General features: G+C 72.0%; 13 protein-coding genes and 1 pseudogene. 7 read left to right on the top strand and 7 right to left on the bottom strand.

The genetic code is table 11. The features are described 5' to 3' along the window. Nucleotides 1–265 precede the first annotated feature (265 nt). The 4 genes from efeO to SMA5143A_RS35160 are packed head-to-tail and all read left to right on the top strand — an operon-like array spanning nucleotide 266 to nucleotide 4,718. On the top strand, nucleotides 266–1,417 hold the full coding sequence (gene efeO / locus SMA5143A_RS35175; RefSeq protein ID WP_107466880.1) for an iron uptake system protein EfeO: 1,152 nt from the start codon (nucleotides 266–268) through the stop codon (nucleotides 1,415–1,417). A 23-nt stretch (nucleotides 1,418–1,440) separates the two neighbouring features. Next, nucleotides 1,441–2,823, top strand: coding sequence for an iron uptake transporter deferrochelatase/peroxidase subunit (gene efeB / locus SMA5143A_RS35170; protein WP_258193914.1), 1,383 nt, complete (start codon nucleotides 1,441–1,443; stop codon nucleotides 2,821–2,823). A 4-nt stretch (nucleotides 2,824–2,827) separates the two neighbouring features. Next, entirely contained in the window at nucleotides 2,828–3,703 is an 876-nt protein-coding gene (efeU, locus tag SMA5143A_RS35165; protein WP_099964009.1) for an iron uptake transporter permease EfeU, read from the top strand. Then, nucleotides 3,660–4,718 (top strand): hypothetical protein, encoded by a 1,059-nt coding sequence (locus SMA5143A_RS35160; RefSeq protein WP_107466879.1) that lies wholly within the window; start codon nucleotides 3,660–3,662, stop codon nucleotides 4,716–4,718. Before efeU ends, SMA5143A_RS35160 begins: the two co-directional genes overlap by 44 nt. 36 nt (nucleotides 4,719–4,754) lie before the next feature. On the opposite strand, the gene SMA5143A_RS35155 is transcribed toward SMA5143A_RS35160, so the two are convergent. Together SMA5143A_RS35155 and SMA5143A_RS35150 are read right to left on the bottom strand one after the other, a co-directional pair. Next, nucleotides 4,755–5,498 carry a bifunctional DNA primase/polymerase gene (locus SMA5143A_RS35155; RefSeq protein ID WP_107466878.1) on the bottom strand — a complete coding sequence of 248 codons (744 nt, stop codon included), beginning with the start codon at nucleotides 5,496–5,498 and terminating at the stop codon, nucleotides 4,755–4,757. A 212-nt stretch (nucleotides 5,499–5,710) separates the two neighbouring features. Continuing rightward, the gene (locus SMA5143A_RS35150; protein WP_107466877.1) at nucleotides 5,711–6,346 is read right to left on the bottom strand and encodes a TetR/AcrR family transcriptional regulator; all 636 of its coding nucleotides are present in this window, start codon (nucleotides 6,344–6,346) and stop codon (nucleotides 5,711–5,713) included. A 114-nt stretch (nucleotides 6,347–6,460) separates the two neighbouring features. Between SMA5143A_RS35150 and SMA5143A_RS35145 the strand changes: the two genes are divergently transcribed. Beyond that, the gene (locus tag SMA5143A_RS35145) at nucleotides 6,461–6,679 is read left to right on the top strand and encodes a DUF6243 family protein (RefSeq protein WP_181362168.1); all 219 of its coding nucleotides are present in this window, start codon (nucleotides 6,461–6,463) and stop codon (nucleotides 6,677–6,679) included. A gap of 304 nt (nucleotides 6,680–6,983) precedes the next feature. Here SMA5143A_RS35145 and SMA5143A_RS35140 read toward each other — a convergent pair. From SMA5143A_RS35140 to SMA5143A_RS35125, 4 genes and pseudogenes are all read right to left on the bottom strand, one after another. Further along, nucleotides 6,984–7,451: pseudogene (locus SMA5143A_RS35140) on the bottom strand (GNAT family N-acetyltransferase); the annotation flags it as partial. A gap of 50 nt (nucleotides 7,452–7,501) precedes the next feature. Continuing rightward, a complete protein-coding gene (locus SMA5143A_RS35135; protein WP_107466875.1) occupies nucleotides 7,502–8,524 on the bottom strand; it encodes a small ribosomal subunit Rsm22 family protein in 1,023 nt (340 codons plus the stop codon). Between the two features lie 124 nt (nucleotides 8,525–8,648). Continuing rightward, nucleotides 8,649–9,701, bottom strand: a complete 1,053-nt coding sequence (locus SMA5143A_RS35130) for a serine hydrolase domain-containing protein (RefSeq protein ID WP_375136581.1) — start codon at nucleotides 9,699–9,701, stop codon at nucleotides 8,649–8,651. 77 nt (nucleotides 9,702–9,778) lie between these two features. Beyond that, the gene (locus tag SMA5143A_RS35125; RefSeq protein WP_107466873.1) at nucleotides 9,779–11,272 is read right to left on the bottom strand and encodes a multidrug effflux MFS transporter; all 1,494 of its coding nucleotides are present in this window, start codon (nucleotides 11,270–11,272) and stop codon (nucleotides 9,779–9,781) included. Between the two features lie 100 nt (nucleotides 11,273–11,372). Here SMA5143A_RS35125 and SMA5143A_RS35120 point away from each other — a divergent pair, with 100 nt between their 5' ends. Then, a complete protein-coding gene (locus SMA5143A_RS35120) occupies nucleotides 11,373–12,410 on the top strand; it encodes a Gfo/Idh/MocA family protein (RefSeq protein WP_107466872.1) in 1,038 nt (345 codons plus the stop codon). On the opposite strand, the gene SMA5143A_RS35115 is transcribed toward SMA5143A_RS35120, so the two are convergent. After that, nucleotides 12,397–14,058: an alkaline phosphatase D family protein gene (locus SMA5143A_RS35115; RefSeq protein WP_107466871.1), complete on the bottom strand. Its 1,662-nt coding sequence runs from the start codon at nucleotides 14,056–14,058 to the stop codon at nucleotides 12,397–12,399. The genes SMA5143A_RS35120 and SMA5143A_RS35115 overlap by 14 nt on opposite strands. A gap of 160 nt (nucleotides 14,059–14,218) precedes the next feature. Between SMA5143A_RS35115 and SMA5143A_RS35110 the strand changes: the two genes are divergently transcribed. Next, nucleotides 14,219–14,971: an SDR family oxidoreductase gene (locus tag SMA5143A_RS35110; RefSeq protein ID WP_107466870.1), complete on the top strand. Its 753-nt coding sequence runs from the start codon at nucleotides 14,219–14,221 to the stop codon at nucleotides 14,969–14,971. Nucleotides 14,972–15,182: the final 211 nt, after the last annotated feature.

Raw genomic sequence — 15,182 nt, 5'->3', positions numbered from 1 at the left:
TTCCGCGCGCTTGCCGGCCCGCGGCCGCGCACCGGTGATGCCTTGATCACACCGAAACGGGGTTCTTGACCACGGAATGGGAAACTTGACCGCCCCTTGACCGAACGATGGGCCCTGTTTTTGGCCTCCGTGATCGGGTCGTGCTCGTACGGGCAGCGGGGCGCGGGCTTCACTGGAGGCACGGAAATTGGTGAGGTAAGCCTCAGATAACTTGGGGCAGCCTCACCTTATCTGTGTGTCCCCCGTGTCCTTCCTTGGAGCCGAAATGCGCCCCCTCAGACTGTCCTTCGTCACCGCCGCCACGACCGTCGCGGCCCTGACCGCCGTCACGGGCTGCACCGAGAAGAGCAGCGCGGGCGCGGACGGGGTCATCTCGGTGACCGCGACCGACACCAAGTGCGAGGTGTCGAAGAAGGAGTTCCCGGCGGGGCACGTCGAGCTGGCCATCGAGAACAAGGGCTCGAAGGTCACCGAGGTCTACCTCCTCTTCCCGGACGACCGTGTCGTCACCGAGCGCGAGAACATCGGCCCCGGCACCAAGCAGAAGGTCACCGCCGAGGTGAAGGCGGGCGACTACCGGATCGCCTGCAAGCCCGGCATGAAGGGCGACGGCATACGGCAGGACGTCACCGCGACCGGTTCCGGCAAGGTGGCGAAGCGCGACCCGCGGCTGGACGAGGCCGTGGCCTCGTACCGCAAGTACGTGCAGACGCAGGCCAACGAGACGATCCCGCTGGTGAAGGTGTTCGCCGAAGCCGTCAAGGACGGCGACGTCGAGGCGGCGAAGAAGGCGTACGCGCCCTCCCGCATCGGCTGGGAGCGCACCGAGCCGGTCGCCGAGTCCTTCGGTGACATCGACCCGAAGGTCGACGTCCGCGAGGACGGTCTGGAGGAGGGCCAGGACCCGGAGAAGGACTGGACCGGCTGGCACCGTCTGGAGCGCTCGCTGTGGAAGGACGGAAAGCTCACCGACCGTGACTCCGAGCTGGCCGACCAGCTGGTGAAGGACCTGGTGGACTGGCAGAAGCGGGTCGGCAAGGCGGAGATCACCCCGACGTCCATGGCCAACGGTGCCAAGGAGCTCCTCGACGAGGTCGCCACCGGCAAGGTCACCGGCGAGGAGGAGCGCTACTCGCACACCGACCTCGTCGACTTCAAGGCGAACGTCGAGGGCGCCGAGGAGTCGTACAAGCTGCTGAAGGCCGTCGCCGCCGAGAACGACCCGGAGCTGACCAAGGAGCTCGACAAGCAGTTCACGGCGCTGAACACGCTGCTCGACAAGTACCGCGCGGACAAGACGGGTTACGACTTCGTCTCCTACGACAAGGTCGGCGAGGCCGAGCAGAACAAGCTGTCGGACGCGGTGAACGCGCTGGCGGAGCCGCTCTCGCAGCTCGCCGCGGCGGTCGTGAAGTAGGCGACGGAAGAGAGTCGGCAGTCATGACGGACACCACCGAGAACACCACCGACGCCGCCGGCGGCACCAACGGCGCGACCAGCGGCGACACCGCCTCGGCGGGCACCGCCTCGGCGGGCACCGCCTCGAACGGCACCGCGGGGGCCGGCACCCCGGCCGGTGACGGCTCGCGGGCGCCGTCACGGCGTGCGCTGATCGGCTGGGGCGGTGCCGGGCTCGCGCTCGGCGCCGCCGTCGCCGGGGGCGCCGTGGCCGTGGCCCGGCCCGGCGAGGACACCGGGGAGACGGTGGCCGCGGCCGGCGGTCCCATCGCCTTCCACGGCACCCACCAGGCCGGTATCGCGACGCCGGTGCAGGACCGGCTGCACTTCGCCGCGTTCGACGTGGAGACGGACGACCGCGAGGCGTTCGTGGCGATGCTGAAGGACTGGACGGAGGCCGCGCGCCGGATGACCGCCGGGAAGGCGGTCGGCGACGGCGCGTACGGAGGTCTCGCGGAGGCGCCGCCGGACGACACCGGGGAGGCGCTGGGGCTCAAGCCGTCCCGGCTGACGCTCACGATCGGTTTCGGGCCCTCGCTGTTCGAGCGGTTCGGGCTGGCGAAGCAGCGGCCCGAGGCGCTGGTGGACCTGCCGCAGTTCGCCGGCGACAACCTGGACCGGGCCCGCAGCGGCGGCGACCTGTGCGTCCAGGCGTGCGCGGACGATCCGCAGGTCGCGGTGCACGCCATCCGCAACCTCGCCCGCATCGGCTTCGGCAAGGTGTCGGTGCGCTGGTCCCAGCTCGGCTTCGGCAAGACCTCGTCGACCACGCCGGAGGCGCAGACCCCCCGCAACCTCATGGGGTTCAAGGACGGCACCCGCAACATCGCGGGCACGGAGACCGCCCGGCTGAAGAAGCACGTGTGGGTGGACGAGAAGGACGGGCCCGCCTGGATGGCCGGCGGCTCGTACCTGGTGGCCCGACGCATCCGGATGCACATCGAGCCCTGGGACCGGACCTCGTTGCAGGAGCAGGAGGACATCTTCGGCCGCGACAAGGGCGAGGGCGCGCCCGTCGGCAAGGCGAAGGAGCGGGACAAGCCGTTCCTGAAGGCGATGAAGCCCGACGCGCACGTACGGCTCGCGCACCCCGACTCCAACGACGGGGCGACGATCCTGCGCCGCGGCTACTCGTTCACCGACGGCTCCGACGGCCTGGGCCGGCTGGACGCGGGGCTGTTCTTCCTCGCCTACCAGCGGGACGTGCGCAAGGGGTTCATCCCGATCCAGCGCAACCTGGCCACGGACGCGCTCAACGAGTACATCCAGCACGTGGGTTCGGCGGTCTTCGCCGTCCCGCCGGGCGTCCGGGACGCGGACGACTGGTGGGGCCGGGCGCTGTTCTCCTCGACGACGGAGGGCTGACACCGTGTTCGCGAACTATCTGATCGGGCTCCGCGAGGGCCTGGAGGCCAGTCTCGTCGTCTGCATCCTCATCGCCTACCTGGTGAAGACGGAACGCCGGGACGCCCTGCGGCCCATCTGGATCGGTGTCGGGGCCGCCGTCGCTCTCGCCCTGGGCTTCGGCTGCGTCCTCGAGTTCGGCTCGCAGGAGATGACGTTCGAGGCGCAGGAGGCGCTCGGCGGCTCACTGTCCATCATCGCGGTGGGCCTGGTGACGTGGATGGTCTTCTGGATGCGGCGCACGGCCCGGCACCTGCGGTCGGAGCTGCACGGAAAGCTCGACTCGGCCCTGCGGTTGGGCACGGGCGCACTGGTGGCGACCGCGTTCCTGGCGGTGGGCCGGGAGGGCCTGGAGACCTCGCTGTTCGTGTGGACGTCCGTCCGGGCGTCCGGCGACGGCACGGAGGGCCCGCTGATCGGTGTGCTGCTGGGCCTCGCGAGCGCGGTCGTCCTCGGCTGGCTGTTCTACCGGGGTGCTCTGCGCATCAACCTGTCCAAGTTCTTCACGTGGACCGGCGGCATGCTGGTCGTGGTCGCGGCCGGCGTCCTCGCGTACGGCTTCCACGACCTCCAGGAGGCGGACTTCCTCCCCGGGCTCACGGACAAGGCGTTCGACATCACGGGGACGATCCCGCCGGACAGCTGGTACGGCACCCTGCTGAAGGGCGTGTTCAACTTCCAGGCCGACCCGACGGTCCTCCAAGTCACGGTCTGGGTCCTGTATCTGGTCCCGACGCTCGCGCTGTTCCTCGCCCCGGTAGGGTTCGCCTCCGGGAAGGGGAAGGTGAAGGTTCCTGATGAGCAGGGTTCGCGGGGTTCCGAGCACACGAAGGCTTCGTGAGGTTCGTCCGGTTCGTACGCGCGAGGGGCGGCGCGGGCTTCGGCGTCACGGCCAGGGAGCGCTGCTGACCGCGGCGGTGGCCGTGCTGTCGCTGACGGCGAGCGGGTGCGTGGTGGTCCGCGGCGATCTGGAGATCGTGCCCTCGTCGACCCGGGGCGAGGCGGCCCGGGCGCTGGAGGACTTCACCACCGCGTACAACGACGCGGACAAGGAGTACGACCAGTCCCGGGACGCCTCGCGGGTGACCGGTGCGCTCGCCGACATCGACGGCGGCAAGCTCCGCTCGGGCGCGAAGATCAACCCGAGCGGCAACCCCGACCATGTGCCGCTGAAGCTGAGCGACGTGAAGTACACGATCCCCGAGAAGGCGGCCTGGCCCCGCTGGTTCGTGGTCGACGCGGCCGCCAACAAGGGCCGCGACAGCGACCGTTGGCTTTTCGTGTTCACCCGCGACGGTCTGGACGACGTGTGGGAGGTGTCCTTCCTCACGATCATGCCCGCCTCCGACGTCCCGCAGTTCAAGAAGGACGAGGACGGCCACGCGCAGGTGGTGTCCGCCGACGACCCCCAGTTGTCGGTGGCCCCGGCGGAGCTGCCCGAGAAGTACGTGACGTATCTGAAGGAGGACAGCGCCCTCTTCGCCGACGGCCCGTACACCTCCGAGGAGCGCGCGAAGCGCCAGAAGAACGCGCAACGGCCGGGCATCGTGCGGCAGTACGTCGACGAGCCCCTCACGAACGGCGACTACGCGCCGGTCGGGCTGCGCACCACGGACGGCGGTGCGCTGGTCTTCTTCACGACCCGCCACTACGAGAAGCAGACGGCCGCGCAGGGCGTGGACATCCCCGTGAACGACGCGGCTGTCCGGGCGCTGATGACGGGCGAGCCGCGGCAGTCGCTGACGCTGGAGTTCGTGTCCAACCAGGCGGTCCTGGACCCGGCGCGGACGGCCTCCGACGAGCAGGTGAGGTTCCTCGGCCAGGTGGGCGGCCTCACGTCCGCGAAGGGCGAGTGACGGCGGCCCGTTCCCTGGGGCGGGTGACGCCGGGGTTCAGCCGTGCTGCGGCCAGGCCGTGTCCGGTTCCCCGGCCGCGTGGCGGGCGCATTCGTCGGTGAGGATCTCCAGCAGGCTCAGCGGGTCGGGCAGCGGATGCTCCGGGCCGCGCACCCAGTGGACGGCGAGGTCACCGGGGAGCCGGGCGGGCGGTACGAGGACGTAGGAGCCCCGGCAGTGCCAGCGCAGGCCGGGATGCTCGTCCATGGTCTCCGGGTGGCAGTCCAGCTCGCAGGGCCACCACTCGTCCTCGTCCTCGGGGGTGCCCCGGGTGTGGGTGAAGAAGAGGAGCCGTCCGTCCTCCGCCTCGGACTCCGACTCCGCGACGGGCCCCACCTCCACACCGGCGGCGAGCAGCCGCTCCAGGGCCTGCCGGCCGGCGGAGAGCGGCACGTCGAGCACGTCGTGGACCATGCCGGTGGCGGTGATGAAGTTGGCCTCCGGCTGGTGCCGGGCCCATCGCTCCACCTGGGAGCGGTCGGTGGTGGACTGCGTCTGCCAGGCGAAGGACACCGGGTGGCGGGCGGGCGTCGGACAGCCGACGCGGTCGCAGGAGCACCGGTAGCCCGAGGGGTACGCGGCGGGCGCGAGCGGGAGTCCGGCGGCGGCGGCTGCGAGCAGCAGCGCCTCACGGCCGGCGGCGTCGGGGGTCTCGTCGAGCGGGCGGCCTGCGCGTCGGCCCCGCAGCCACTCGGAGATCCTGCCCTGCCGACCGGACCGGCCGCCGAACGTCGCGCTCATCTATCCCCTCGCCTCGCTGTGGTGCGGACAGCATGCCTCATCGTCCCACCATCCTGCGTCGCAGGGGACCGGAGCGCCCATCCGGGGTAGGTGGGGCGAAGCCGGAGCGCGGACAGGGATGGTGTGCTATTCCGTGATTTGCCTGGACTTACGGCCCGCCGCGAGGCTCGGTCCGGTCGGTTTGGTCACACCGGTGCGGAGAGTTGACGGCGTCAGCGGGGGGCGAGGCCGTACAGGGCGTATTCGACCAGGGCGTCCGTGTAGTCGTACGAGATGGGGCCCGTGTGCTGGAGCCAGCGCTGGGCGAGCGGGGAGACGAAGAGTTCCAGGGCGATGCGCGGGTCGATGTCGGGGCGCACGGCACCCTGCTCCTGGGCCGCGCGCAGGCGCTTCACATACAGCTGGAGCTGGGGTTCGAGGAGCTTGGCGACGAATTCGGTGCCGAGCTGCCGGTTGACGACACCCTCGGCGGCCAGGGCGCGCGAGGGGACCTCGAACCTGGGGTCGAGCAGTTCGTCGACGGTGGCGCGCAGCACGGCCTTGAGGTCGGCCTCCAGGTCCCCGGTGTCGGGGATCTCGTACTGGGCCTGCTCCCCGAGGACCTCGGGCCGGGCCGCCGCCTGGGCCGCCTGGGCGCTCAGGTCGAGGAACGCCTCCAGCAGGACGTCCGCCTTGGACGACCACCAGCGGTAGATCGTCTGCTTGCCGACGCCGGCGCGGGCGGCGATGCCCTCGATGGTCGTCTTCTGGTAGCCGACCTCGCCGACGAGGGCGAGGGCGGCGTCGTAGATGGCGCGGCGGGACTTCTCGCTGCGGCGGGTGGAGTCAGGGGCGGTCTTGTTGGCCATGGCTCGAACTTATCAGGTTGACAAGACGGTGCGTCTCGCCGGACAGTGGAGCAGTCGACAAGCGAGACGGAACGTATCGTCACGCGTTTGCCCGATGAGGAGAAGGAGACCGTCATGACTCGTGGTGGAGCAGGAAACATGCTGGGAGTGGGTGGCGCCCGCCGGAACCTGGGCCGCGAGGCCCTGCGGGGCGCAGGGCGGGGTGGCCGGGTCGGCGGCGGCGTCGACCCGCAGAGCCAGAAGCGGGAACTGCTGCGGAAGCTCCAGGAGAAGCGCGCGGAGGAGGGCACCGGGGCGCCGGAGGCGTCGGAAGCGGACGGCGAGGCGTCGTGAACCCGCGTGAACCCGTGCGGCTCCGCCCCGCCGCGGCTCATGGGCCGGGGCGGGGCGCCGCGCGGGTTCCGGGGCCGCGGTCGGCCGGGGTCGGGCGCAGGGTCGGCCGGGATCAGGCGAGCGGTCGGCGGGAGTCAGAAGAGCGGTCGGCGGGAGTCAGACGAAGGTCGGCGGGAGTCAGACGAGGGTCGGCGGGGATCAGGCGAGCGGTCGGCGGGAGTCGGACGAGGGGCGGCGGGAGTCGGACGAGGGGCGGCGGGAGTCGGACGAGGGGCGGCGGGAGTCGGACGAGGGGGCGGTCGGACAGGTCCAGTACGCCGACCGTCTCGCCGTCGCTCGTCTCGCCGGTGAGCTGGAAGCCGAGGCGGCGGTAGAAGAGTTCGGGGCCGTCGGGGCCCGGATGCCAGGTGACGTGGAGGCGGGTGCCGCCCCGGCGGCGGATCTCGGCGGCGACGGACTCCACGGCGAACCGGCCGTACCCCCGGCCCTGTTCACCGGCGCCGATGTTGAGACGCCACAGGCCGGAGCGGATGTCCGTGCCGCTGCCGTCGCCCTTCCAGTCGATGTCGAGGAAGGCCATGAGGAATCCGACCGCCCGGTCACCGTCCCGGATGAGGCGGGGCCAGGCGACGTCGGGATGGACGTACGCCTCCGCGAGGGACTTCACGACCGGCGCCACCAGGTGCTCCTGGTCGGGGCGGACGCGAAGGGCCAGTGCGGCCTCGATGGTGGCCGGGGTGATCTCTTCCAGGTGGAGCGCTGTCGTCGACATGATCACGACTCAGCCCGAGGCACCCCTGGCGCCGCAACCGATTTTGACGGTCACAACGGCGGGGGCCAGGCGTCTCCCCAGTCGGCGTCGCGGGCCGCCTTGTAGAGCGGGCCGTGGCGTTTGGTGACGGTGGTCCGGCCGAGGGCGGGAACGGGGCCGACGTCGGTACCGGTGGGGGCCGGGGTCTCGGTTGCGCAGAGGTCGAGGAGGACCTGGCCCTTGCGGATCTGGGGCTTGCGCACGACCCGGGAGGCGGCCGGGGCCGGGGCGAAGCGGGTCGCGGCGACGTAGCTGAACTTCTCGTCCTCGTACGCCAGGGAGCCGCCCTTGACCTGACGGTGCAGGGAGGAGCGGCTGACTCGGGCCGCGAAGTGGCACCAGTCCTCGCCGGGGACGATCGGGCAGGCCGCGCTGTGCGGGCAGGGGGCGGCGACGTGGAACCCGGCGGCGACCAGGCGGTCGCGGGCGTCGATGACACGGGCGTAGCCGTCGGGGGTGCCGGGCTCGATGACCACGACGGCCTGCGCGGCGCTCGCGGCGGCGTCGACCACGGCGGTCCGGTCGGCGTCGGTGAGCTCGCCGAGGACGTAGGAGATGGTGACGAGATCAGTGCTCTCGATGGTGAGCGCCGCTCCGATACGAGAGCGCTGCCACTCGGTGGGCTTGAGGTCCGGGTGGGCGGCAGCGATCTCCCGGCCGAGCGCGAGCGCGGGTTCCGCCCAGTCGAGCACCGTCACCGGGCGCCCGCCCGTCCAGGTCGCGTTCACGGCCCAGGTCGCCGCGCCCGTCCCCCCGCCGACGTCCACATGGCTGCCGGGTTCCCAGTCGGGCACGGCCCGCGCGAACGCCTCCAGCGCCGCGCACACCGCCTCGAACGTGGCCGGCATCCGGTACGCCGCGTACGCCACCGCGTCCGACCGGTCCCGCAGCACGGGCGCGTCGGTGGGCGTCCGCCCCCGGTAGTTCACGATCAGCCGCTCCACCGCCTGCGCGGCCGCCTTCGGCGGAAGCCCGTCGAGCAGATGGGCGAGAGCGGTCCGGAGGGTGTCGGACGGGGAGAGAGGGGCGTTCACGAAGGAAGTCTAAGAGAGCCGGGAGTCGCGCCAGCACGGAAGCCCGGCCCCTCGCGCGGCACGGCCCGCTGCGGCGCGGGCTCGTCCCAGCCCCGCCGGGCCGGGCCCGTCGGGCCGACCCTGCTCACATCCCCCGCACCGCACGCGCCACCCGGGTCCCCGCCGCCGCGCGGGCCTCGTTCAGCGGGCTGCCCCGGCGTGGGTGGACCGCGTTGGTCAGGAGGACGAGGAACGTGTCCGTGGCCTGGTCGAGGACGAGGGACGTGCCGGTGAAGCCGGTGTGGCCGGCGGCTCCGCGGCCCGCCAGTTCGCCCATGAACCAGGGCTGGTCGAGCGCGAACCCGAGCCCCGGTGGCGTCAGCATCAGCTCCACGAAGTCGGGGCCGAGGATGCGGGCGGGGCCGTAGGAGCCGCCGGCCAGCAGGGTGCGGCAGAACACCGCGAGGTCCCGGGCCGTGGAGAAGAGTCCCGCGTGCCCGGCGACTCCGCCGAGCGCCCACGCGTTCTCGTCGTGGACCTCGCCCCGCAGCATCCCCCGCTCGGCCTTGCCCCAGGGCCGGCGCTGGTCCTCCGTCGCCGCCGCGCCGGGGCAGGGCCCGAAGGCCGTGGCCGTCATGCCCAGGGGTCGGGTGATGCCGGCGTGGATCAGATCGTCCAGGCCCCGGCCCGTGAGGCGTTCGAGGACGTGCTGGAGGAGCAGGAGGTTGAGGTCGGAGTAGAGGTGGACCATGCCCGGCGCCGTCATCGGCTCCTCGCGCCGCAGCATCGCCAGCCGCGCCTCGGCGGACCCGCAGTCGTACAGCGGGAGTTCGGGCCGCAGCCCCGAGGTGTGGGTGAGGAGGTGGCGGACGGTGAGGCCGTGCGCGGCGGCGCCGGAGAAGTCGGGGAGGTACGCGGCGACCTTCGCGTCGATGCCGAGGGTGCCGCGCTCCAGCTGCTGGACCGCCGCCACGGCGGTGAACAGCTTGGTGAGGGAGGCCAGGTCGAAGGGGGTGTCGGGGGTCGCCGGGACGCGGGAACCGGGCGGCGGTTCCACCCCGCTGTCGGTGCGTTCGTCGTAGGACTCGTAGCGGACCGCCCAGCCGGCCGCCTCCTCGACGGCGACGACGGGACCGCGACCGGCGAGGACGACGGCGGCGGGCGCCCGGGGCCGGTCGCCTTCCGTCAGCGCGCGCACCTCGCGGACGAGATGGCGCAGTTCCTCGGGGTCGAGTCCGGCCCGTTCCGGGGTGTCCGTGCGCAGTCTCGGCGCGCTCAGCTGTCCTCCCCCTTCCTCTCGGTTCCGCTCGGGAGGGGCCTACCCCCATCCGCTGCCTTCGTACGCTTGTTCCAAGGACGGCACAGTGCCACGAAGCAGGTCGCCGCCACCAGTGTCGCGGTGAGTTGGACGACGGCCATGGGGACGGCGGTTTCCTCACCGGCGACGCCGACCAGGGGGGACGCTATCGCGCCGATCAGGAAGGACGAGGTACCCAGCAGTGCCGACGCCGAACCCGCCGCGTGCCGCACCCGCATGAGGGCGAGCGCCTGGGTGTTGGGGAGGGTGACACCCATCGCGGACATCAGAACGAACAGCGCCGCGGCGACCGGGACCAGACCGACCTCGCCGAAGGCGCCCAGCGACATCAGCAGCAGGGCGGTCGCGGCGAGCGTGATGACGGTGAGGCCGACCGCGAACACCTTGTCGAGGCTCACCCGGCCGACGAGGAGCTTGCCGTTGATCTGGCCGACGATGACGAGGCCGACCGAGTTGACGCCGAACAGGATGCTGAACGTCTGCGGGGAGGCGCCGTAGATCTCCTGGATCACGAACGGGGAGGCGCTGATGTAGGCGAAGAGCGCGGCGAACGCGAAGCCGCCGGCGAGGACGTAGCCCATGAAGACGCGGTCGGCGAGCAGGCCGCGCATGGCGTGCAGGGTCTCGCCGACGCCGCCGCCGTGGCGCTCGGCGGGGGCGAGTGTCTCGGGGAGGCGCGCCCAGACGACCGCGAGGAGGGCGGCGCCGATGACGGTGAGGACGACGAAGACGCCCCGCCAGTCGGTGACGCGGAGGATCTGGCCGCCGACGAGGGGCGCGACGACCGGGGCCACGCCGGAGATCAGCATCAGGGTGGAGAAGAAGCGGGCCATGGCGTCGCCGTCGTACAGGTCGCGTACGACGGCCCGGGCGATCACGATCCCGGCGGAGCCGGCGAGGCCCTGCACCAGGCGGAAGGCGATGAGGGTCTCGACGGTCGGGGCGAGAGCACACAGCGCGGTGGCCAGGATGTAGACGGCGAGGCCGAGCAGGAGGGGGCGCCTGCGGCCCCAGCGGTCGCTCATCGGGCCGATCAGCAGCTGCCCGAGGGCCATGCCGGCGAGGCAGGCGGTGAGGGTGAGCTGGACGGTGGCGGCGGGGGCGTGCAGGGAGTTGGTGACCTCCGGCAAGGCCGGGAGGTACATGTCCATCGCCAGAGGCGGGGTGGCGGTGAGCCCGCCGAGGATGAGGGTGACGAGGAGCCCGGTGCGGCGCAGGGCGGCGGGGGTGGCCTTCGCCGGGCCGGGGTGCGGCGTCGGCGTCGAGGGGGCGGGGGCCGACGGTGGGCGTTCGGCGGCCCGCCGCGCCGGTGCCGGGTCGGGCCGGGTCCCCTCCTGCCCCGTCAGGTCGGCGCCCGGCGACGGGTGACCGGCCGCCTCCACCGTTTGCGGCGCGGCCGCCTGCGGATTCGGCTCGGCGGCCGCCGAGCCCGGTATGTGCCCCTCGGGCATGTGCCCCTCCCTGTCTGTTCGGTCCGCCACCTATGCTCTCAGCTCGTACGACGTGGGCGGGGTCACCACCGCGCCCCGGGGCCCGAGGACAGGGGTGGCGATGGCGCAGGACGGACGGGTGCGGTGGGGGATTCTGGCGACCGGAGGGATCGCCGCGAGCTTCACGGCCGATCTCGTCGATCTGCCGGACGCCGAGGTCGTGGCGGTCGCGTCACGCAGCGAGCAGTCCGCGAAGGCGTTCGCCGAACGGTTCGGGATACCTCGGGCGTACGGCGAGTGGCGCGCGCTCGCCGAGGACGAGGACGTCGACGTGGTGTACGTCGCCACGCCGCACTCGGCGCACCGGGTCGCCGCCGGGATGTGTCTGGAGGCGGGCCGGGGTGTGCTGTGCGAGAAGCCGTTCACGCTGAACGTACGGGAGGCCGAGGAACTGGTCGCGCTGGCGCGGGGGCGCGGGCGGTTCCTGATGGAGGCCATGTGGATGTACTGCAATCCGCTGGTCCGGCGGCTCGCGGAGATGGTGCGGGACGGCGCGATCGGTGATGTGCGGACCGTGCAGGCGGACTTCGGGCTGGCGGGGCCGTTCCCGCCGTCGCACCGGCTGCGGGACCCGGCGCAGGGCGGGGGCGCGCTGCTGGACCTCGGGGTGTACCCGATCTCGTTCGCGCAGCTGCTGCTCGGGGAGCCCTCGGACGTCACGGGGAGAGCGGTGCTCTCGGACGAGGGCGTCGATCTCCAGACCGGAGCACTGCTCTCCTGGGAGAGCGGTGCCATCGCTTCGGTGCACTGCTCCATCGTCGGCGGTACGGCCACGTCGGCGTCGGTCACCGGCTCGCAGGGCCGTATCGACATCCCGAACGGCTTCTTCTTCCCGGACCACTTCGTGCTGCACCGCGACGGGCGTGAGCCGCAGACCTTCGCCGCGGACCCGGCCGACGGACCCCGCAACAGCTTCCGGCACGAGGCCACCGAGGTGATGCGGGCGCTGCGCGCGGGCGAGACCGAGTCCCCGCTGGTCCCGCTGGACGGCACCCTCGCCGTGATGCGGACGCTCGACGCGATCCGGGAGCGCGTCGGCGTCCGCTACCCCGGCGAGGACGGCCTGCGGGACGGCGACCTGGTGGCTACACCGGCGTGAGGCCGGGGTTGCCCGCCTCCATGGCGAACGAGGCGACCGTGGTGAGGCCCGCGTCCGGCGTGGTCACGTACGGCAGGGCGTGGAAGTCGGCGCGGGCCTGCGTCCGGCCGAGGGAGACCGTCAGATAGCCGCGACGGCCGTTGTAGAACCGCATGTGCGGGTTGGCGGTCATGTAGGTGTCCCAGTTGGCGGGCTTGTCGGAGCCGTTGCCGCCGCTGCTGACGGAGGTGGCGACGAGTTCCGCGCCGACGGTGCGCGAGGAGCGGTCGTCGAAGTCGCGCTTGATGTCGAAGGCGTAGCCGACGTGGACGTCGCCGGTGAGGACCATCAGGTTCTCGATGCCGGCGTCCTCCGCGCCGGCGAGGAGGCGTTCGCGGGAGGCCCGGTAGCCGTCCCAGGAGTCCATCGACACCTTGTAGGTCTCGCCGACGGCGTTGCGGCGCTGGGAGAAGACGACCTGCTGGGGGACGACGTTCCAGATCGCGTCGGAGTCGGCCCAGCCGTCCAGCAGCCACTGCTCCTGCTCGTCGCCCGTGATGGAGCGCGCCGGGTCGGCGGACTCCGGGCCGGGTATCTGCCAGCCGTCGCCCTGGGCCTGGTTGTCGCGGTACTGGCGGGTGTCGAGGATGTCGAACTGGGCGAGGCGGCCCCAGGAGAAGCGGCGGTAGAGCCGCATGTCGGGGCCGTCGGGCCGCTGCCGACGGCGCAGCGGCTGGTTCTCCCAGTAGGCGCGGTAGGCGGCGGCGCGGCGCAGCAGGAACTCCTCGGGCGGGCTGTCGTGCTCGTCGTTGTCGCCGGCGTAGTTGTTCTCGGTCTCGTGGTCGTCCCAGGTGACGACGAAGGGGTGCGCGCGGTGGGCGGCCTGGAGGTCGGGGTCGGTCTTGTAGAGGGCGTACCGCAGCCGGTAGTCCTCCAGGGTGACGGTCTCGTGGTTGAAGTGGGCGGGCAGGACGCGGTCGGTGTAGTTGCGGGCGCCGCCGACGGCGTTCACGGCGTACTCGTAGAGGTAGTCCCCGAGGTGGAGGACGACATCGATGTCCTCGTTCGCGAGGTGCCGGTAGGCGGTGTAGTAGCCCTGGTCGTACCGCTGGCAGGAGACGGCCGCGAAGGAGAGCCCCGAGGCGCCGGACAGATGGCCGCGACCGGGGGCGGTGCGGGTGCGGCCGGTGTCGCTGATCCAGGAGCCGACGCGGAAGCGGTAGTGGAACTCGCGGCCCGGGTCGAGGTAGGGGACCTCGACGTGGACGGTGTGGTGGAACTCGGGGTGGGCGAGGGTGGCACCGCGTCTGACGACGCGTCGGAAGTCCTCGTCGCGGGCGATCTCCCAGCGGACGACGACGCGTTCGGCGGGCAGACCGCCGTCGGGCTCGTACGGCTTGGGGGCGAGCCGGGTCCACAGGAGCACGGAGGTGGGCAGCGGGTCGCCGGATGCCACGCCGAGGGTGAAGGGGTTCTCAGTGATGTGGCGCGGGTCCAGTTCGGCGGCGGCCGCGGCGCCCGCCGTCGGGAGGTTGGTGGCGAGGGCCAGCGCGGCGGCGGCGCCGGTGAGGGTGAGAAAGCGACGGCGGTCGAAGTGCCGTGCCGCGGAACGCAGTTCGGCCGAATGGGACGAGTGCGGTTGGGTCGCCCCGTGGGCTGCGTGGGTCATCTGGCCTTCTCCTGAAGGTAGTTGTCCATGAGCATTGGAGTGGCCAGGTTCGACGATCTTCTGTCCCGTACACAACAGCCAGGTGGCGGACGCATGAGTTCCATATGTCCGGCCCCCTCCTGCCCGGTCCGCCGCGCCGCCTCCCCTACGCTGCGGGCCCATGAGGACCGAGGAAACGAAGATCGCGATCGTGACGGGTGCGGGCTCCGGTATCGGGCGCGCCGTGGCCCTGGAGCTGCTCGGCGCCGGATGGTCGGTGGCGCTCGCGGGGCGGCGGGAGGAGAAGCTCCTCGAGACGGCGGGCGGGGCGCGGGAGGCCCTGTGCGTCCCCACGGACGTGTCACGGCCGGAGGAGGTGGCGACCCTCTACTCCGCCGTGCGGGAGCGGTTCGGCCGGCTGGACCTGCTGTTCAACAACGCGGGGACGTTCGGGCCGGGCGGGGTGCCGGTGGAGGAGCTGGACTACGCGGCCTGGCGGCATGTGGTGGACACCAACCTCAACGGGGCGTTCCTGTGCGCGCAGGCGGCGTACCGGCAGATGAAGGAGCAGGACCCGCGGGGCGGCCGGATCATCAACAACGGCTCCGTCTCGGCACACACGCCCCGTCCGCACTCGGTGGCCTACACGACGACCAAGCACGCGCTGACGGGCCTGACCAAGTCGCTGTCGCTCGACGGCCGGCCGTACAAAATCGCGGTCGGGCAGATCGACATCGGCAACGCGGCGACCGACATGACCGAGCGGATGAGCCGCGGGGTTCCGCAGGCGAACGGGCAGCTCATGGCCGAACCCGTGATGGATGTCGCCGATGTGGCCCGCACGGTGCGGCACATGGCGGAGCTGCCTTTGGAGGCGAATGTGCAGTTCGCGACGGTGATGGCGACGACGATGCCGTACGTGGGGCGCGGCTGAGCCCTGCCGGCCACTGGTCCAGGACTCAACCTGCACAAACGGAAGCTGCCACTCCGGGCCATTCGAGCACGTGGGAGTCATATGCTCATCACTCCTCCACCGGAGCTTCACATCTTGGCTTCACAGTTGGAGGAGACGGCTTCCATCACCACACCGAGGGGGGATGGGGCAGCCGTCCCGCGCTCCGGAAGGGGGCGGACCTCGCGTGGGA

The sequence above is a fragment of the Streptomyces sp. MA5143a genome, from assembly GCF_900290235.1.
Classification (GTDB): domain Bacteria; phylum Actinomycetota; class Actinomycetes; order Streptomycetales; family Streptomycetaceae; genus Streptomyces.
Note: the sequence above shows the minus strand (reverse complement) of the source record. Positions and strands in the feature narration are given on the sequence as shown.

What these genes read in the sequence shown, in the direction of transcription:
- SMA5143A_RS35160 (WP_107466879.1), top strand. Translation starts at nt 3,660, where the DNA reads ATGAGCAGGGTTCGCGGGGTTCCGAGCACACGAAGGCTTCGTGAGGTT.
- SMA5143A_RS35150 (WP_107466877.1), bottom strand. Translation starts at nt 6,346, where the DNA reads ATGGCCAACAAGACCGCCCCTGACTCCACCCGCCGCAGCGAGAAGTCC.
- SMA5143A_RS35125 (WP_107466873.1), bottom strand. Translation starts at nt 11,272, where the DNA reads ATGCCCGAGGGGCACATACCGGGCTCGGCGGCCGCCGAGCCGAATCCG.
- efeO (WP_107466880.1), top strand. Translation starts at nt 266, where the DNA reads ATGCGCCCCCTCAGACTGTCCTTCGTCACCGCCGCCACGACCGTCGCG.
- SMA5143A_RS35110 (WP_107466870.1), top strand. Translation starts at nt 14,219, where the DNA reads ATGAGGACCGAGGAAACGAAGATCGCGATCGTGACGGGTGCGGGCTCC.
- SMA5143A_RS35145 (WP_181362168.1), top strand. Translation starts at nt 6,461, where the DNA reads ATGACTCGTGGTGGAGCAGGAAACATGCTGGGAGTGGGTGGCGCCCGC.
- SMA5143A_RS35120 (WP_107466872.1), top strand. Translation starts at nt 11,373, where the DNA reads ATGGCGCAGGACGGACGGGTGCGGTGGGGGATTCTGGCGACCGGAGGG.
- efeB (WP_258193914.1), top strand. Translation starts at nt 1,441, where the DNA reads ATGACGGACACCACCGAGAACACCACCGACGCCGCCGGCGGCACCAAC.
- SMA5143A_RS35115 (WP_107466871.1), bottom strand. Translation starts at nt 14,058, where the DNA reads ATGACCCACGCAGCCCACGGGGCGACCCAACCGCACTCGTCCCATTCG.
- SMA5143A_RS35155 (WP_107466878.1), bottom strand. Translation starts at nt 5,498, where the DNA reads ATGAGCGCGACGTTCGGCGGCCGGTCCGGTCGGCAGGGCAGGATCTCC.